The organism is Massilia scottii (genome assembly GCF_030846495.1).
GTDB classification, from domain to species: Bacteria; Pseudomonadota; Gammaproteobacteria; order Burkholderiales; family Burkholderiaceae_D; genus Telluria_A; species Telluria_A violaceinigra.
In genome coordinates, this window is sequence record NZ_JAVCWM010000014.1 from 77442 (window position 1) to 95765 (window position 18324).

Below are 18324 nucleotides of genomic sequence, written 5' to 3' on the forward strand. Positions count from 1 at the left end.
CCATGCCACTGCCGATCCGCCTGATCCTGTTTCCCTTCCTGCAAAGCTATGACGGCACCGCGCTCTCGCTGCGCCTGCTGGCCGCCCCGCAGACCGACCCCACCGCCGCGCCCGCGCCCGGGCTGACGCCGTTCGTCGCGACCGACTTCGACTTCGAGCTGCGTTTCGTCGCCGACCTGGCGCAACTGCCCACCAGCGGCGCCGCGGCCACCATCGTCGGCCAGGTCTCGCCCGCGCCCCCGGGTGCCGGGGCCATTTGCGCCGCCCTCAACGCGCAGTTCGGGATCGACGCCAGCATCGGCCCCATCGACGGGCGCAGCGGCGCGCCGCGCATCGTCAAGTACGCCCCGCCGGCGTACCGGCGCGCCACCGGCTATGGCGGCGAGAATCCTTTCCTGCTGACCGACGACAGCTATCAGTGCGCGCTCAAGGCGCCGGTGGCGCCGGGCACCTCGGTCAAGGTCGCGCCGCCGGTCATGTCGTGGGGCAAAGTGCTGGCGCAGGTATTGCGCCAGCCGCTGCTGGCCGAAGCGATCGGCCTGGTGCGCCCGTTCAGCGTGATTGCGCCCGCCGGCATCGTCGCCGGCGGCGGCTGGCTGTTCGTCACGCTCAGGCCCGCCAGCCCGTGGAGCGCGCTGGCCGGCATGCCCGGCGCGTTGCGCTCCTACGCGGCGCGCATTGCGCCGCTCACCGAGCCGCGCGCGCTGTTCACCCCGGTGCTGTTCCCGGTCGCCGCCGCGCCCTTGCCGGGCGTTGCGTGGGATGATCTGTTCCGCGAATCGATCGAGTACGACGACGGCTTCGCCAAGGCCGTGTATGCGCGCCAGCCGCCCCAGGCCGATCCGCTGGCCGACGACGAGGGCGAACGCCCGCCCGAGGACCGCGGCATCCAGCTCGGCTGGGACGACGAGCAGATCGTCACCTGGTTCAACCGCCAGTTCGACATCAATGCCGACGCGCCCATGGGCGTGATGGGCTACCGCATCGACGTGCGCGAAGCCGGCACGGCCGCGTGGGAATCGCTGGTGCGCGCGCGCACCGCCGTCACGCTGGGCGCCAGTAACCTGGGCGACGCCGAACTCGACTGGCGGGTGGAAGTCGCGCCCAACCGGCTGATGGGCGACGCCGGCAACCGCAGCTGGCTGCCGAGCTACATGAGCGCCTGGACCGGGCCCTCGCTGATCGGCATCGACGCCCTGGTGGCGCAGTTGCGCGGCCTGCCGGCGGCCGCGCCCGTGGTCCAGGGCTTGCCTCCGGCGACCCTGCTGCGCTACGGGCACAGCTACGAATTCCGGGTGCGCTTCAACGACCTGACCGGGGGCGGCCCGGCGCCGGCCGCCGAGCCGCGCAACGGCGGGCCGCAGCCGGTGGCCGGCATCGACTTCCGGCGTCCGGTGCGTCCGACCGGCGTTGCCATCGATCCCCAGCTGCCGCTCGACGCCAATCCGAACGCGCCGCCGTTGAGCCTGACCGTCTCGCGCCCCTTGCTCGGTTACCCCGCCTGCCTGATGGCGGGCGGATCGGCGGCGGCCCTGCTGGCCGACATCGCCCCGGCCATGCTGGCCGAACGCGCGCCCGGCCTGCCCGACCCCGATGTCGACCAGCTCGAAATCGTGGTTGAAGTGGCCACGCCGGAACCGGGCGCCGCCAGCCGCTACCTGCCGCTGTACGCCGTCACGCGCGCCTATCCCGCCAGCGGGCCGCTGACGCTGGCGTTTGCATGGACCGACGTGGCCGATGCGCGCGACCTGCCCGCCGCGCCGGCCGGTCCGCTGGCCTTGCCCACCTCGCGCACTGTGCGCCTGCGGCTGACCCCGCTGGCCACCGCCAGGGCTGATTATTATGTGAGCGAGGATGTGCGGCGCGGCGAAACGCGCCTGGTGGCCGTGCGCGCCCCCGCCCGCGACGAACGCGAGCTGCTGGTGCAGGGCGGCGGCTCGCTGATCGAGGGCTTCTTCCTCCAGCCGGCCGAACCGGCCTCGCTGGCGATGATGGCGGCCCGGCGGGCGGCCGGCCACGGCGACGAACTGGACGACGATCCGCTCGGGCGCCTGGCCGCCGCGCTCGACCTCGACCGCAAGGACAGGAGCCTGCGCGCGCGCCCCGGCCGGCGCCTGACGATCGGCGCCGGCGCACTGCTGCGCCAGGTGGTCGGGCCGGACGGCGCCAGTCTCACCTTCGCCACCGCGAATGACATGACGCGCCTGTGGCTGGTGGCGGTGGTGCTCGAACTGCGGCGCGACTGGAGCTGGGATGGGCTGGACTATCTGCGCGTCGAGCGCGACGGCGTCGAGGTCGGCCGCATCGCCGCCAGCACCAGCGCCGGCCACGAGGCGGCCGGGGACGCCGAACGTGACAGCTCGACCCTGATCTTCCTCGACGCCATCGACCCCAAGCCGGCGGCCGGCGCGTTCCCGCGCCCGCTCACGCCGAGCTACCGCATCACGCCGGTGCTGCGCATCGCGCCCGCCCAGCAAGACGCGCCGCTGACCGCGTCGATCGTGCTGCCGGTGACGACGCCGCCGGCGCAGGTGCCCAAGCTGGTGTCGGCCGGGCTGGCGCTGTCGCCCTACCGGCGCGATCCGGCCTATGCCGCCAGCGAGGAACGGCAAACGGCGGTCTGGCTCGAATTCGACCGTGCGCCGGCGGACCCCGAGGACCGCTACTATGCGCGGGTGCTGGCCCGCGCGCCCGATCCGGTGCTGACCAACGAATTCGAGGACGTCGCCGACATCGCCGACGTGCCGCTGCCGGTCGATCCGGAACCGATTCGCCGCGTCGTGCCCGGCCAGGGCGACGACCGCGCCGGCCAGGGCAGCTTGCAAATGCTGATGCCGACGTCCAGCGCGCGTCATTTCCTGCTGCCGCTGCCGCCGGGACTGACGCCAGGGTCGCTTGAACTGTTCGGCTTTTTCACCTACGAATTCCGGGTCGGGCACTTCGGCATCTGGAGCACGGCGCAAGGCTTCGCGGGCCGCGCGCTGCGGGTGGGCGGAATCCAGCACGCGCCGCCGCCGCTGGCCTGCGCGGTGACCCGCAGCAGGGGCCGGCTGACTGTGAGCGCGGCCTTTGCCGAGCCGGTGCGCGACGGCCGCTCGCTGCGCCCGGCCACGCCGGTCACCGATTTGTGGGCGCTGCTGTATGCGCGCGTGCACCAGGCCGATGACGCCGACCGCCGCAATATCCTGCTGGGCACGCGCCGCCTCGATCCGGCCCGGCGCCAGCAGCCCGGCACCGCCGGCGTGGGTGGCGCCAGGGCGGCGGCCGACGGCATGGCCGACTGGTCGAGCGCCGAAATCAGCGCCGGCCTGTCCTTGCTGACCCTGGGCCCGGACGCGCCGCTCAGTTGCCTGGTGGTCGAGACGCTGCCCGGCGAGGTTCCCTATCCCGATCCGCTGGCGGCCCAACTCGGCTACGAGCGCTTCCTGCGCACCTCGCCGCTGACGGAGGTGCCCGATATCTGTTGAACGCCGCTGCGCCGGCTGCTACGGCCGGTCGCGTCAGGCGCTACCCGATGCGGCATCGACGTGCTTGCTGGTGTTCTCCTTCGACGAGCGCCTGCTCGCGCCCATGCTGCCGGAGACGCGCCAGGCCATCGGCGAACTGCTGCGGGGCACGCGCGTCGACTTCCCGCGCGCGATCGGCAGTTTCGGCGTGGGTGACGCGAACCGCTATGCCGCCTGGCTGCACGCCAGTGCCCTGACCGAACAGTGGGTCAGCTCCCGCCCGTACGCCGAAACGGTGCTGGCGCAGCTGGACGACCCGCAACTCGACCCGCGCAAGATCATCGCTTATCTAGGCATGCCCGAAGGCCGGGCGCTGATGTCGGGCGTCGGCCGGCGCGCACCATTCACCAACGCGGTGCGGCGCGCGGCCAGCTACGCCCACTCCTTCCCCGGCAACCTGCACGTCAAAGAACTGGTGGACGATATCGTCGACGCCTGGTACGAGCTGCCGGCCTGACGCGCCACGTCGTCAGGAGCGCACCAGCGCGCCCGCCGCCAGCTGCGGCAGGGACGCCATCAGATCGGCGAAGCGCTGCCCCTGGATCATCACGTGGCCGCGGGTGAGCTGCCCCGCCTTCTCGCCATCGCCGGCCAGGATCGCCTGCACCACGGCGTCGTGCTCGTCCCAGGAGGCGCCGACCCGGCCGCGCACCCGTAGCTGCAGGCGCCGGTAGGGCCGCAGGCGGCGGTACAGGTTGCGCGTCTGCTCGAACAAAAACTGGTTATGGCTGCCCGCGTAAATGACTTCGTGGAAGGCTTCGTTCTGGTAGTAGTAGGCATCCGGATCGCTGGCGTCGCGCGCTTCGCGGCAAGCCTGGTGCGCGGCCAGCAGCCTGGCATGGTCGGCCGGCGTCATGCGGCGCGCCGCCAGCCGGCTGCAGGTCGCCTCCAGTTCCGACATCACTTCGAACATCTCCACCAGCTGGTGCGGCCCGAGTTCGGCCACCACCGCGCCACGCCGCGGGCGGATCACCACCAATCCCATCGACGCGAGCTGGATCAGGGTTTCGCGGATCGGCGTGCGCGACACGCCGAAGCGCGCAGCCAGTTCGGTCTCGTCCAGATGCTGCCCGGGCGCGAGTGCGCCGACCGCAATCAACTCTTCGATCTTTTCCCGGAGTATTTCAGAACGGCTTGTCATTTGTATTTACTGTACCGGGTTGTATACAAGATTTCATTATAAAAGCACGATAGAACTTGACAAGGTATTTTTAGAAATATTACTGTATACCAAGAAACGACGCTTGCATACGCCAAAGCCATGCGCCTGTCCCGTCGTCTTTCGAAGTAGTGCTACCTAGCGAAGTTTCCATCATCTTGGAGGATGTATGACCGCAATGACCCGCAGAACCGTTCTTGCCGCGCTCGCCACGAGCCCACTCTGGATGCAAAATGCCTGGGCCCAGACGACCAGCTTGAAAATCTCGCATCAGTTCCCTGGCGGCACCATCAACGAAGGCGACTTCCGCGACCGCCTGTGCCGGATGTTTGCGGCCGAGGTGGAAAAACGCAGCAAGGGCACGCTCAAGTTCTCAGTCTATCCCGGTTCGTCGCTGATGAAAACGAACTCGCAGTTCTCGGCCATGCGCAAGGGAGCGCTCGACCTGTCGCTGGTGCCGCTGTCGTACGCCGGCGGCGAAGTGCCGGAAGTAAACATCGGCCTGATGCCCGGCCTGGTGACCACCTACGACCAGGGCTACAGCTGGAAGAAAGCGGAGGTGGGCAAGGAGCTGGCACGCATCCTCGGCGAAAAAGGCATCGTGGTGCTGAGCTGGATCTGGCAGGCGGGCGGCGTGGCCTCGCGCAGCAAGCCGATCGTCGAGCCGGAAGACGTGCGCGGCATGAAGGTGCGCGGCGGCTCGCGCGAGATGGACCTGATCCTCAAGGCCGCCGGCGCCGCCGTCGTCACGCTGCCGTCGAACGAAATCTACGCCGCCATGCAGACCGGCGCGATGGATGCGGCCCTGACCTCGTCCACATCGCTGATCTCGTTCCGCCTGGAGGAAGTGTCGAAATCGCTGACCACGGGCCGCGGCGGCGCGTACTGGTTCATGTTCGAGCCGCTGCTGATGTCCAAGGCGATCTTCGAGCGCCTCACCAAGGAACAGCAGGCGATCCTGATGGCGGTCGGCGGCGAGCTCGAAGGCTTCGCGCGCAACTCGGCCCAGGCCGACGATGCGGCCGTCGCCGCGGTGTACCAGAAAGCCGGCGCCAAGGTGGTCGACCTGAACGCCACCATCGTCAAGAAATGGCAAGCCATCGCGCGCACCACCGCGTGGATCGACTACCGCGAGAAGAACGCCAACTGCGCCAGGTTGCTGGCACTGGCCGAGAAAACCTTGTGAGCCACGGCTTCGAACTGGCGCCGGCCAAAGGGCCGGCGGTGCCGGACCATCCGGTCCTGGCAGCCGTGTCGCGCATGCTCGACCGGTTAAACAGCATGCTGCTCAAGCTGTCGATGGCGGCCCTCGTCATCACGGCGCTGGTGCTGACGTATTCAGTGGTGTCGCGCTATTTTTTCAAGCTGCCCACCGACTGGCAGGATGAAGCGGCAGTGTTCATGCTCGTCGGCGTGACCTTCTTCTGCACCGGCTACGTGCAGTCGTACCGCGGCCATATCGGCATCGAGGCGCTGTCTTCCCTGCTGCCGCCGAAGCTCAACGCGGTGCGCCTGTTCGTGATCGACCTGCTGTCGTTCCTGTTCTGCACCTTCTTTGCCTGGAAATCATGGACCCTGCTCCATGAAGCCTGGGTCGACGGCCAGACCACCTCGTCGACCTTCGCGCCGCCACTGTGGATCCCGTACGGCATGATGTCGCTCGGGATGACCATCTTGACCCTGCAGATCCTGATCCAGGTTCTGACCCACATCACCAACAAGCCAGCCGGCCAACGGAGCGCGCCATGACCGACCTGACCCTTGGCGCCCTGTACGGCGCCGTCACCCTGATCGTCATGTGCTCCGGCATGCCGATCGCCTTTGCCCTCGGGGTGGTGGCCATTACGTTCATGTACTTCTTCATGCCGGCGTCCTCGCTCGACACGGTGACCCAGAACGTGTACGAGGAAATGGCCTCCATCACCCTGCTCTCGATCCCCCTGTTCATCCTCAAGGGCGCGGCGATCGGCAAGTCACCGGCCGGCAAGGACTTGTATTCGGCCATCCACACCTGGCTGCACAAGATCCCCGGTGGCCTCGGCATCGCCAACGTGTTTGCGTGCGCGCTGTTCGCGGCGATGGCCGGCTCGTCGCCCGCGACCTGCTCGGCCATCGGCTCGGCCGGCATTCCCGAAATGCGCAAGCGCGGCTATTCGCCCGGTTTCGCGGCCGGCATCATCGCCGCCGGCGGCACGCTGGGCATCCTGCTGCCGCCGTCGATCACCATGATCCTGTACGCGGTCGCCTCCGAACAGTCGCTCGGACGCCTGTTCCTGGCCGGGATCGGCCCCGGCATCCTGCTCGTCGCCCTGTTCGCCGGCTACGCGGTGTTCCGCGCACGCAAAGAGTACGCCATGGCCAAGGCCATCTACGAGGCGGGCGGCGACAAGTCGCCTTACCTCGACACCGAGCACTTCACCCTGCGCGAAAAAGTCGAGATGCTGCCGCGCGTGCTACCCTTCATCATCCTGCTGATCGGGGTGATGGTGGCGCTGTATGGCGGCTACGCCACGCCGTCCGAAACGGCCGGCCTGGGCGCGCTGCTGGCGTTGGTGCTGATCGCCGTGGTCTACAATGTGTGGCGGCCGAAGGACCTGTCGCCGATCCTGGCCTCGACCATCAAGGAATCGACCATGCTGCTCCTGATCATCGGGATGTCGCTGCTGTATTCCTATGTCATGAGCTACCTGCATATCAGCCAGTCGGCCGCGCAGTGGGTGGTCGACATGCACCTGTCGCGCTGGGTGCTGCTGACGGTGATTTTGCTGATGGTGGTGGTGCTGGGCTTCTTTTTGCCGCCGGTCTCGATTATCCTGATGACCGCGCCGATCATCCTGCCGCCGCTCAAGGACGCCGGCTTCGATCTGATCTGGTTTGGCGTCGTGATGACCGTGGTGATGGAAATGGGGCTGATCCATCCGCCAGTGGGCTTGAATATCTTCGTGATCAAGAACATCGCGCCCGATATTCCGCTCAAGGATGTGATCTGGGGCGTCATGCCCTTCCTCGGCCTGATGTTCGTTGCGGTGGTGCTGCTGTGCATTTTCCCCTCGATCGCGACCGGCCTGCCTGACATGATGATGGGAGCAAAATAGATGAGTGCATCGCCAGCGAAGTGGAACACGCTGCAAACCAACCGCGCCGAACGCCTGGCGCGCGCCGGCGCTTCGCTTGGCGGTGCGCTCGACGGCAAGGCGCTGCCGGCGGCGCTGCTGCCGGACCTGCTGTACGCCGTCATCGAGCGCGGCGACCGCGTCTGCCTCGAAGGGAACAACCAGAAGCAGGCCGACTTTCTGGGCCAGGCGCTGGCCCAGCTCGACCCCGCGCGCGTGAACGGACTGCATATGCTGCAATCGGTGCTGGCGCTGCCGCAGCACCTCGACGTGTTCGAGCGCGGCGTCGCCGACCGCCTCGATTTTTCTTTCTCCGGACCGCAGGCGGCGCGCGTGGCCAAGCTGCTCGCCGCCGGCAAACTGAAAATCGGCGCGATCCACACCTACCTTGAGCTGTTCAGCCGCTACTTCATCGACCTGACGCCGCGCGTGTGCCTGATCGCGGCCGAAGCGGCCGACCGCCACGGCAACCTGTACACCGGCCCGAATACCGAAGACACGCCGCCCATTGCCGAGGCCACGGCCTTCAAGAACGGCATCGTGATCGTGCAGGTGAACCGCATCATGGACACCCTGCCGCGCGTCGACATTCCGGGCGACTGGGTCGACTTCGTGGTGCAGTCGCCGCGCCCCTACTATATAGAACCGTTGTTTACGCGCGACCCGGCCCAGATTTCGGAAATCCAGGTGCTGATGGCGATGATGGCCATCAAGGGCATCTACGCGCCCTACCAGGTCGAACGCCTGAACCACGGCATCGGCTTCGACACGGCGGCCATCGAACTGCTGCTGCCGACCTACGGCGAATCGCTTGGATTGAAGGGCAAGATCGCGCGCCACTGGGCGCTCAATCCCCATCCGGCCCTGATTCCGGCGATCGAATCGGGCTTCGTCGAATCGGTCTATTCGTTCGGCTCGGAACTTGGCATGGAAGACTACATCCGCGCCCGTCCCGACGTGTTTTTCACGGGGCCGGACGGCAGCATGCGCAGCAACCGCGCCCTGTGCCAGGCCGCCGGGCACTATGCCTGCGACATGTTCATCGGCTCGACCCTGCAAATCGATTTGCAGGGCAACTCATCAACCGCGACCCAGGGCCGCATCGCCGGTTTCGGCGGGGCGCCCAACATGGGGGCGGACGCGCGCGGACGGCGTCACGCCAGCCCGGCGTGGCTGAAAGCCGGCCAGCAGGCGCGCGAGGGCCGCAACACCATCCCGCGCGGCCAGAAACTGGTGGTGCAGATCGTCGAGACCTTCCGCGAGCATATGCAGCCGGCCTTCGTCGACCGGCTCGATGCCTGGGACCTGGCCGAGCAGGCCGGCATGGCGCTGCCGCCGGTAATGATCTACGGCGACGACGTCACCCACATCCTGACCGAGGAAGGCATCGCCAACCTGCTGCTGTGCCGCAGCGACGAGGAGCGCGAACAGGCGATCCGCGGCGTGGCCGGCTACACGCCGGTGGGCATGGGGCGCGACCGCCGCATGGTGGAGAACCTGCGCGACCGCGGTATTATCCAGCGCGCGGAAGATATCGGCGTCGACAAGCGGCTCGCCACGCGCGACCTGCTCGCCGCCAGGAACATGAAAGACCTGGTGCGCGCCTCCGGTGGTTTGTACAACCCGCCGAAGCGCTTTCGCAACTGGTAAAAACAGGAGACATCGATGGAAACGCTCGCATATTGCTTCGAACAAGGCAGCCGCGCGCTGCCGGCGCAGGCGCAGGTGGTCGGCGTGGTCGGCTCGGGCAACCTGGAGGTGCTGATCGAATCGGCGCCCCTCGGTGGCGCCTGCACGATCGACATCAGCACCGCCGCCGTGGGCTTTGGCGCGACGTGGGAAGCGGTCATGCGCGACTTTCACGAACGCTGGCAACTGAAGGATGCGCGCATCGCAATTAACGACATGGGCGCGACGCCCGCCGTGGTCAGCCTGCGGCTCGATCAGGCGGTGCAAACCATGCTGGGAGACGCACCGTGAACAGCTATCTTGAACTGACCGCGCGCGAGCGTCTTGCGCGCCTGTTCGACCAGGGCAGCTTCAGGGAATTCCTGCCGCCGTCGGCGCGCGTGGCCAGCCCGCACCTGGGGCAGCTGAACGCGCCGGTCGCCTTCGACGATGGCGTGGCGGTCGGCCGCGCGCTGCTCGATGGCCAGCCGGTCCTGTGCGCCGCGCAGGAAGGTGGCTTCATGGGCGGCGCGGTGGGCGAAGTGCACGGCGCCAAGCTCACCGGCCTGTTGCGCCGCGCGGTGCAAGAGCAAGCCGGCGCTGTGGTGCTGCTGCTGGAAAGCGGCGGCGTGCGTCTGCACGAAGCCAATGCAGGCCTGATCGCCGTCTCGGAAGTCATGCGCGCCCTGCTCGACGCGCGCGCCGCCGGCATACCGGTGGTCGCGCTGGTGGGCGGCTCGAACGGCTGCTTCGGCGGCATGGGCATCGTGGCGCGCTGCGCGAATGCGGTTGTCATGTCCGAGGAAGGCCGGCTGGCCATGTCCGGACCCGAGGTGATCGAAACCGCGTCGGGCGTGGAAGAATTCGATTCGCGCGACCGCGCGCTGGTGTGGCGCACCACCGGCGGCAAGCACCGCTACCTGATGGGCGACTGCCACGCCATCGTGCCCGACGAGGTGCAGGCGTTCCGCGCCGCGGCGATCAACGCCATCGCGCACAGCCGGCGCGCCGGCGTGGAACTGAGCCTGGCCGCGCTGGAGGCCGAACAGGCATTGCTCGGCCAGCGCATCGCGCGCTTCGGCGGCTGCGCCGATCCGCTCGACGCCTGGCGCGAACTGGGTCTGCCCGACCCGGCCGCCGTGCCGATGATGGAGGCCGGCGCCTTTTCCGCCCTCGCGGCGGGCCACACACTGGGAGGCGCACAATGAACTGGAACGAACTGGCCGCGCAGCTGTTCCCCGAAGGCCATGCAATCACGGAAAGCGACAGTTTTCTCAGCGGCAGCGCACGCGTCGCCGGCGCCGATATCGCGGTGGTCGGCACCACCGACCATGCGCCGATCGGGGTCGAAATCGCGCTGGCACAGGCCAGCTTCGTGCTGCGCACGGTGCGCGAGCATCCCCGGCGGCCGATCCTGATCCTGGTCGACACGCAGGGCCAGCGCCTGCGCCATCGCGATGAAATGTTGGGCATCAACAGCTACATGGCGCACCTGGGCAAATGCGTCGATCTGGCGCGCCGTTCGGGCCACAAGATTGTCGGCCTGGTGTACGACCAGGCGCTCTCCGGCGGGTTTATCACCAGCGGCATGATGGCCGACGCCTGCTACGCGCTGCCCGACGCCACCATTCGCGTCATGGGGCTGCCCGCAATGGCGCGCATCACCAAGGTGCCCGAAGAACGGCTCACCGAACTGGCCGCATCGAATCCCGTCTTCGCGCCGGGGCCGGAAAACTATGCCCGCATGGGCGGCATCGAGGCGATCTGGGATGGCGAGCTGGCCGCCGCCCTGGCCAAGGCGTTCGGCGACGCCGGCGCCGCCGACATGCGCAGCGCACGTGGACTGGAACGCGGCGGGCGCAAGCTCGCGCAGCCGGTCATCGAGGCCATCGTCGCAGGGTCCGATGACCTCGCGTCATGACCGGGCCTGGCTAAGCGGCACCGGATGGGCCGGCGCGCTCGCTGGCGCCGCGCCGGAACATGCGCAGGCGCTCGAACAATGGCGCGGCCATGACTGGCCCCTGATCGTCACGCGCCGCACGCAGGATGCGGCACCCGGCACACTGTGCCTGGGCCTGGCGCTGCCCCCGGATACGGGCCGCAAACTGCGCATTGCATTACTGGTGGACGCCAATGCCGTGGCGCGCGTTGACAATGCGCTGCCGCTGCGCGCCGCAGCCGCAGTGGCGCCGGCGCGGTGGGCAGGTCCACTGGCGGCGCTGCTGGCCGACGCCGGTCCCATTACGCTGCGCGCCTATGGCTCGCTGGCCCTGCAGGCGGTGACGGGCCTGAACTATCTGACTGAAACTTCCGACATCGACCTGTTGTTCAAGCCCGAGAGCCTGCAAGAACTCGACGCCGGCGTGCAGCTGCTGCAAGCGTACGCGACGCGCCTTCCACTCGACGGCGAGATTGTTTTCCCGGGCGGAGCGGCGGTGGCGTGGAAGGAGTGGCGCGACGCGGCGGGCAACGATGCGCGGGTGCTGGTCAAGGATGCCAACATGGTGCGGCTGGCTACGACGGCCTCGCTGCGGGACCTGCTCGGATGATGGACACGCTGTCTCCCGCCACGCGCATAGTCGATGTACGCCGATCCGGGCGGCGCGCCGCACGCCTTGCAATCGCCAGCCTGTACGCCGAACTGGCGCTGTATCCCAAACCGGGGCTCGTTTCGCTGGTCGACAACGGCAGCCACACCGACATGAACGCGGCCACCTTCATGCGCAGCCTGTTCTCGCTGCGTCATTACTTCCGCCTGATCTTCCAGGCGGGCAGCAACGAGGCACCGTTCGCCACGCTCAAGCGGCTCGGCATCGAGGCCGAGCAGCGCATGCTGCGCGCCACCGGCGGCATCAACACCCATCGCGGCGCGATCTTCAGCATCGGCCTGCTGTGCGCCGCCGCCGGACGCGCCTGCGCCCATGGCGGCGAGATGACGGCGGCGGCGTTGCAATCGCATCTGCGCACGGGATGGGGCAAGGAGCTGGCAAACCACACCGCACCTGTCGACGAACGCTCGCACGGCTTGAGCGCGGCGGCCCTGCACGGCACCAGCGGCGCGCGCCACGAAGCGGCCAACGGCCTGCCCTCGGTCTTTCGCACGGGCCTGGGCGCCTTGCGGCGCACGCTGGCCGAAGGACGCGGACCGAGGCAGGCGCGCATCGACGCGCTGTTCGCGCTGATGATGGATGTCAGCGATACCAACGTGGTACACCGCGGCGGGCCGCAGGGCGCAGCCTTCGTGCGCATCCAGGCCAGCGCGTTCCGCCATGCCGGCGGCACCGCATCGCACGGCTGGGAGGCGCACGCGCTGGCGATTCACCGCGCGTTCATCGAGCGCAATCTGTCGCCCGGCGGCGCCGCCGACCTGCTGGCGGCAAGCTGCTTCGTGCATGCGCTGACGGCGGAGCACGAGCGATGACGCGCGGCCTGTTCATCATGTGCCCGGGCCAGGGCGGCCAGCACGCCGGCATGTTCGACCTGGCGCGCACCGATCCGAAGGCCGCCGCCCTGCTCGACCAGGCCGGAATCACTCCTGACGCGGCGACGCTGTTCGATAACGCGGTCGCCCAGCCATCGATTGTCGCTTGCGCGCTGGCGGTATGGGAAGCGCTGCGCGCGCACCTTCCGGCGCCGATGCTCGCTGCCGGTTATAGCATCGGCGAAGTGGCAGCGTGGTCGGTGGCGGGAGCGATTGCCCCGCCAGACGCGATAGCCCTGAGCCGCGTACGGGCCACGGCTATGGATCATGCGGCGCGCGTGGGTCGGCCCCACGCGATGGCCGCCATCAGCGCTCTGGCGGTCGGCAAGGCCGGTGCACTGGCCGCGCGCCACGGATACGAAATCGCAATCGTCAACGATGCCGATGCCTGCATTGCCGGGGGCCTGGAAGACAATTTCGCGGCGCTGGGCGAGTCAGTGTCGGCCGAAGGCGCAAAGTTCCAGCGCCTGCCGGTCGCGGTGGCGTCGCATACCTCGCTGATGGCGCCAGCGCGCTGCGCGTTCGACGCGGCCCTGGCAGCGCTGCGCTTCGCCGCGCCGGCCTGTCCGGTGCTGGGCGGCGTGAACGCGCTGGCCCTGCGCACCCGGGAGGAGGCCATAGATGCATTATCGCGCCAGTTGGTGCAGACGATCCGCTGGAGCGACTGCATGGATGCGGCGGTCGAAGCCGGCGCCACGGTGGCGCTGGAACTGGGGCCGGGCGCCGCGCTCGCGCGCATGATGCAGGCGCGTCATCCGCACATTGCATGCCGCTCGGTGGCGGACTTTCGCAGCATCGAGGGCGTTGCCGCCTGGGTCGCGCGGCAGGAATAGAAGCGTCAGCCGCCGGTCACCGGCGGGAAAAACGCCACTTCGGCGCCCTCTTCGATCACCTGGTCGGGACCGCACATGACCTGGTTGAAGGCCGTGCGCAGGGGGCGCTGTTCCGACAAGGCCAGCGCCCATTTCTCGCCGCGTTCCATCAGGTGGCGCCGCACCTGGGCGACCGTGTCGATGCCCGGCGGCAGGGCCACCGTTTCCTGGGAAGTGCCGAGTGCTTCACGCACGCTGGCGAAAAAACGCAGTGTAATGTTCATTGATGCCTAATGCTGTAAGTCGCTAAATGGAATGAAGCGCACGATGTCGCCCGCCTTGATGGTCCGGCCGGCCGGGTTGTCGAGCAGGCCGTCGCCCCAGACGGTGGACGTGAGCACGCCCGAACTCTGGTTCGGAAACAGATCGAGCCCGCCGGCGTGGTTGATGCGCACGCGCAGGAACTCGTTGCGGCGGTCCGCCCTGGGCCAGTCGAAATCGGCGCGCATGGCGTACGCGCGCGGCTCCACCTTGCCGCACACGCCCTGCAAGCGCAGGATGAAGGGGCGCACGAACAGCAGGAAGGTGACGAAGCTCGATACCGGATTGCCCGGCAGGCCGAGGAAAAAGGCCGAACCGCCGGCGCGATCGACTTCGCCGAAAGCCAATGGTTTACCCGGCTTGACGGCGATCTGCCACATGTTCAGGCGCCCTTCGGCTTCCACCGCCGGCTTGATATGGTCTTCCTCGCCGACCGAGACGCCGCCGGAGGTGATGATCAGATCGTTCTGGCGCGCGGCGCTGCGCAAGGTCTCGCGGGTCGCTTCCAGGGTATCGGGCACGATGCCGAAGTCGCTGATCGCGCAGCCCAGGTTTTCCAGCAGCGCGCGCAGGGTAAAGCGGTTGGAATTGTAGATGGCGCCCGGCGCCAGTTGTCCGCCCGGCGCTTCGCCCGGCATGGTCAATTCGTCGCCGGTGAAAAACACCGCCACGCGCAGCCTGCGGAACACCGGCAGGTTGGCAAGACCGACCGAGGCGGCCAGGCCCAGCTCCTGGCTGCGCAAGCGCGTGCCGGCGGCCAGGATGGCGCCGCCGGCTTCGATGTCTTCGCCGGCGCGGCGTATCCATTCGCCCGCCTCGGGCGCGTGCCTGACCGTGACGCTGTTGTCCGCACCCGCTTCGCACTGTTCCTGCATCACCACCGCGTCGGCCCCTTGCGGAATCATGGCGCCGGTGAAGATGCGCGCCGCGCTGCCGGGGGCGAGCGGCTTGCCCACCGTGCCGGCCGGGATGCGCTGGGTGACCGTCAGCGTGGCCGCGCCGCTTGCGCAGTCGGCCGCGCGCACGGCGTAGCCGTCCATCTGCGTGTTGTCGGCGGACGGCACATCGATGGTCGAGACCTGGGCGGTGGCCAGCACGCGGCCGTTGGCGCCCAGGGTGGGCACGACTTCGGTATCGAGCACGGGACGCGCCGCGCCTTGCAGGAAGTCGAGCGCCTCGCGCACCGACAGCATGGGCGGGCGGCTCTGTTGCGGTTCGTTCGCCATGCCCTTACAAACCCGTGTTGGCGGCGATATAAGCCTGCATCTGCGCCACGTCGGCCGGCATGACGACGAACTTTTGCGGCAGCGATTCGATATCCTCGAAGCCGGGCGGGCGTTCGGCGTCCACGCCCAGCGCGTCGAGGATCGTTTCGTTGAACTTGGCCGCCAGCGCGGTTTCGAGCACGATCATCGGCACGCCCGGTGCCATGTACTGGCGCGCGACCTTGATGCCGTCGGCGGTGTGGGTGTCGATGGTGATGTCGAAGTCGTCCTGCACGTCGCGGATGGTGTCGAGGCGGTCCTTGTGGGTCGATTTACCCGACGAGAAGCCGTAGTTCGATACCAGCTTGAATTCGTCGCCATCGCTGCCCGGTTTGCCCGACAGGTCGAAGCCGCCCTCGGTTTCAACCTTGTGGAACAGCGCGCGCACGCGCTCGGCGTCGCGCCCGACCAGGTCGTAAATGAAGCGCTCGAAGTTGGACGCCTTGGAGATGTCCATCGACGGGCTGCTGGTGTGGTACGTCTCGGCCGACTTGCGCACCCGGTACACGCCGGTGCGGAAGAATTCGTCGAGCACGTCGTTTTCGTTGGTGGCGGCCACCAGGCGGTCGATCGGCAGGCCCATCATGCGCGCGATGTGGCCGGCGCAGATATTGCCGAAGTTCCCCGACGGAACCGTGAACGAGACCTTTTGCGCATTGTCGGTGGTGGCCGCGAGGTAGCCGCGGAAGTAGTACACCACCTGCGCCACCACGCGCGCCCAGTTGATCGAATTGACGGTGCCGATTTTTTGCTTCGCCTTGAACGGCAGGTCGTTCGACACCGCCTTGACCAGGTCCTGGCAATCGTCGAACACGCCTTCGACGGCGATGTTGAAAATGTTCGGGTCCTGCAGGCTGAACATCTGCGCGCTCTGGAAGGCGCTCATTTTCTTGTGCGGCGAGAGCATGAACACGCGGATGCCCTTCTTGCCGCGCATGGCGTATTCGGCCGCGCTGCCGGTGTCGCCCGAGGTCGCGCCAAAAATATTGAGTTCGGCGCCATCCTTGGCCAGGGTGTACTCGAACAGATTGCCCAGCAACTGCATCGCCATGTCCTTGAAGGCCAGGGTCGGGCCGTTCGACAGCGCTTGCAGGATCAAGGTCTTGTCGCCGTTCTGTTCCAGGATGCGCAGCGGCGTGATGTCGGCGCTTTTTTCGCCCTTGCGCACGTTGCGGTAGACCTCGGCCGTGTAGGTCTTCTTGGTCAGCTTTTTGAGGTCCGCTTCGGGAATGTCGGTCGCGAATTTTTTCAGTATCTCGAAGGCCAGGTCGGCGTAGGACAGCTTGCGCCAGGCATCGAGTTCGGCCCCGCTCACCTGCGGATACTCGGCCGGCAGATACAGGCCGCCGTCCGGCGCGAGGCCGCCCAGCAGGATGTCGGAGAATTGTTGGGGAGCTTGCGAAGCGGCGGCCTTGGCGGCGCGGGTAGACACGTATTGCATAGAGTTGGTAGGTCCGTTTTGGCTAACAGCAGGGAGCAGAACAGTGCGATCGAATGTTTATTATAGTTGCTACGAACTGTCCTTGCGCAAATCGCGACATTTTCCACACATGCACGCGGTCGCCCGCCCCCCGGACAAAGCACGAGCGAACGTTACCGGTGATTCAACGACCGCCGACAAGCCGGGCCGCGCCACTTCGGTGGACTGCGCGCGCGCCAGCCGCTGAGCTGGCGCTTGCGGCATGAATCCGAGGGGCAGACTTCGCCTCGCGGCAGGCCGGCTTGCCAGACGTGCTGGTCCAGCAAGGTCGCGACGGCGACCGTTTCAATGTGCGCCAACAAGGTTTCCCAATCGGCCCCCGCGATGCCGCCGCGTTGCGCAGTGGCAAATCAATCAATGGCGGCGCTGGCTGGTGCGCTCAGCTATTTCCCCAGGAAAAATATCGGAAAGCGGCAAATGCCGGCCCGCTCGTTTTTTGGAAATCTGTGCAACGGCATCTGAAATGATTCAGCCATTAAAACATTCGGCGGCATTCGATTCGGTGTTCAATATATTCCGCCGCCACGAATATAACCGGAATACCGTCAAACAATATCTCCTGAGCACCTAGCACCAATCACAGCAATAATATTTACGCCCATTTGTGGCATATACGTCACGGTTGATGCGAATCGACGATGGACGAAGAAAAAAGCGGATAGTACGATGGATGCAAATAGATTCAGATAGCGGCTGATGACATAAGAATGCACAGTAATCTTTGTCACTTATTCGCACTAACGCTTTTTCGCCCTGCCATATCCCTCTATAACCCAAACAATTGATTAAAGGAGATATTCACATGGAACGATACCGACTGTACGCTACCGGCCTGATGCTGGCACTGGGCCTGAGCGCACATGCAAGTGCGCAAACGCATTCCGAAACGGCATTAGCCAAAGAAAGACAAGCACAGATACAGGCCCAGGACGCCTTATCGGTGCAAGTTGCCCCAATTAAATCCCACGCCGATTTAATTCAATACATGAAGATGGTACCGCCGCAATCGAATGCGCTGCACCTGCTGTCGCCAACGGCGAGAGAACGCTTTGTGTCCAGTCTCACCTTCAACCAGCACGGTCTTTCCGGTTTCAGTTACGCCGACCTGCAGCGCGAGCTGTCGCCGGCCAAAATCGCCCGGGTGCTGCGCCTGTTCGGATCGGAAAGCTCGGTCAGCACCATTCAGACCCAGGGGGGAACGAGCGCCAGGCCAGAGCGCTGGGAGAGTGCAAACGGGGAATGCCAGGGCTTCCTCGACCCCGCATGGGGCACGTGTGATCAGCCGCTTCCCGGGGGCGGCGGCCTGCCGGGCGGCGGTGGGGGCGGTGGGGGCGGTGGGGGCGGCGGCGGTGGCCGTGGCAGCGGCGGAGGGCCATCGGACCCTGTCGGACAGGAACCTCAACCGAAGCCCATGCCCAATGGAGACTACTGGAATTACCGGTGCACATTGGGCGGCGGCGGATGCGCACACCAGACCAACAGTATATGCAAAGCAAAATGTTGATCTGCCGACGTCAGT

Annotated in this window: 18 protein-coding genes; 14 read left to right on the forward strand and 4 right to left on the reverse strand. The window is 67.0% G+C overall.

Annotation, left to right across the window (positions count from 1 at the left end; genetic code table 11):
* Positions 1-2 precede the first annotated feature (2 nt).
* Together RBA41_RS20020 and RBA41_RS20025 are read left to right on the forward strand one after the other, a co-directional pair.
* Entirely contained in the window at positions 3-3467 is a 3465-nt protein-coding gene (locus tag RBA41_RS20020; protein WP_306626016.1) for a hypothetical protein, read from the forward strand.
* Positions 3468-3531: 64 nt separating this feature from the next.
* Positions 3532-3963 (forward strand): hypothetical protein, encoded by a 432-nt coding sequence (locus RBA41_RS20025; protein ID WP_306626017.1) that lies wholly within the window; start codon positions 3532-3534, stop codon positions 3961-3963.
* 12 nt (positions 3964-3975) lie between these two features.
* Here the strand turns inward: RBA41_RS20025 and RBA41_RS20030 are convergent, their stop codons facing one another.
* The gene (locus tag RBA41_RS20030) at positions 3976-4647 is read right to left on the reverse strand and encodes a GntR family transcriptional regulator (protein WP_306626018.1); all 672 of its coding nucleotides are present in this window, start codon (positions 4645-4647) and stop codon (positions 3976-3978) included.
* 187 nt (positions 4648-4834) lie between these two features.
* On the opposite strand from RBA41_RS20030, the gene dctP reads away from it, so the two are divergent.
* The 10 genes from dctP to RBA41_RS20080 are packed head-to-tail and all read left to right on the forward strand — an operon-like array spanning position 4835 to position 13760.
* Positions 4835-5851 carry a TRAP transporter substrate-binding protein DctP gene (dctP, locus tag RBA41_RS20035; RefSeq protein ID WP_306626019.1) on the forward strand — a complete coding sequence of 339 codons (1017 nt, stop codon included), beginning with the start codon at positions 4835-4837 and terminating at the stop codon, positions 5849-5851.
* On the forward strand, positions 5848-6414 hold the full coding sequence (locus RBA41_RS20040; RefSeq protein ID WP_306626020.1) for a TRAP transporter small permease: 567 nt from the start codon (positions 5848-5850) through the stop codon (positions 6412-6414). The genes dctP and RBA41_RS20040 overlap by 4 nt, the downstream gene beginning before the upstream one ends.
* Positions 6411-7760, forward strand: a complete 1350-nt coding sequence (locus RBA41_RS20045; RefSeq protein WP_306626021.1) for a TRAP transporter large permease — start codon at positions 6411-6413, stop codon at positions 7758-7760. Before RBA41_RS20040 ends, RBA41_RS20045 begins: the two co-directional genes overlap by 4 nt.
* Positions 7761-9428, forward strand: a complete 1668-nt coding sequence (mdcA, locus tag RBA41_RS20050) for a malonate decarboxylase subunit alpha (RefSeq protein WP_306626022.1) — start codon at positions 7761-7763, stop codon at positions 9426-9428.
* Positions 9429-9443: 15 nt separating this feature from the next.
* A complete protein-coding gene (gene mdcC / locus RBA41_RS20055) occupies positions 9444-9758 on the forward strand; it encodes a malonate decarboxylase acyl carrier protein (RefSeq protein ID WP_306626023.1) in 315 nt (104 codons plus the stop codon).
* Entirely contained in the window at positions 9755-10654 is a 900-nt protein-coding gene (locus RBA41_RS20060; RefSeq protein WP_306626024.1) for a biotin-independent malonate decarboxylase subunit beta, read from the forward strand. The genes mdcC and RBA41_RS20060 overlap by 4 nt, the downstream gene beginning before the upstream one ends.
* On the forward strand, positions 10651-11367 hold the full coding sequence (gene mdcE / locus RBA41_RS20065) for a biotin-independent malonate decarboxylase subunit gamma (RefSeq protein WP_306626025.1): 717 nt from the start codon (positions 10651-10653) through the stop codon (positions 11365-11367). The genes RBA41_RS20060 and mdcE overlap by 4 nt, the downstream gene beginning before the upstream one ends.
* Complete coding sequence (gene mdcG / locus RBA41_RS20070; protein WP_306626026.1) at positions 11351-11995, forward strand: malonate decarboxylase holo-[acyl-carrier-protein] synthase; 645 nt, start codon at positions 11351-11353, stop codon at positions 11993-11995. The genes mdcE and mdcG overlap by 17 nt, the downstream gene beginning before the upstream one ends.
* Positions 11995-12867: a triphosphoribosyl-dephospho-CoA synthase MdcB gene (gene mdcB, locus RBA41_RS20075; RefSeq protein WP_306626105.1), complete on the forward strand. Its 873-nt coding sequence runs from the start codon at positions 11995-11997 to the stop codon at positions 12865-12867. Before mdcG ends, mdcB begins: the two co-directional genes overlap by 1 nt.
* The gene (locus RBA41_RS20080) at positions 12864-13760 is read left to right on the forward strand and encodes an ACP S-malonyltransferase (protein WP_306626027.1); all 897 of its coding nucleotides are present in this window, start codon (positions 12864-12866) and stop codon (positions 13758-13760) included. The genes mdcB and RBA41_RS20080 overlap by 4 nt, the downstream gene beginning before the upstream one ends.
* Before the next feature lie 5 nt (positions 13761-13765).
* On the opposite strand, the gene moaD is transcribed toward RBA41_RS20080, so the two are convergent.
* From moaD to thrC, 3 genes are read right to left on the reverse strand one after another with little or no spacing between them, the layout of a single operon-like run.
* Entirely contained in the window at positions 13766-14023 is a 258-nt protein-coding gene (gene moaD / locus RBA41_RS20085) for a molybdopterin converting factor subunit 1 (RefSeq protein ID WP_306626028.1), read from the reverse strand.
* A gap of 6 nt (positions 14024-14029) precedes the next feature.
* Positions 14030-15253, reverse strand: coding sequence for a molybdopterin molybdotransferase MoeA (locus tag RBA41_RS20090; protein ID WP_374709579.1), 1224 nt, complete (start codon positions 15251-15253; stop codon positions 14030-14032).
* 37 nt (positions 15254-15290) lie between these two features.
* The gene (thrC, locus tag RBA41_RS20095) at positions 15291-16766 is read right to left on the reverse strand and encodes a threonine synthase (RefSeq protein ID WP_306626030.1); all 1476 of its coding nucleotides are present in this window, start codon (positions 16764-16766) and stop codon (positions 15291-15293) included.
* A gap of 281 nt (positions 16767-17047) precedes the next feature.
* Here thrC and RBA41_RS20100 point away from each other — a divergent pair, with 281 nt between their 5' ends.
* The gene (locus RBA41_RS20100; protein WP_306626032.1) at positions 17048-17272 is read left to right on the forward strand and encodes a hypothetical protein; all 225 of its coding nucleotides are present in this window, start codon (positions 17048-17050) and stop codon (positions 17270-17272) included.
* A gap of 335 nt (positions 17273-17607) precedes the next feature.
* Complete coding sequence (locus tag RBA41_RS20105) at positions 17608-18309, forward strand: hypothetical protein (RefSeq protein ID WP_306626033.1); 702 nt, start codon at positions 17608-17610, stop codon at positions 18307-18309.
* Positions 18310-18324: the final 15 nt, after the last annotated feature.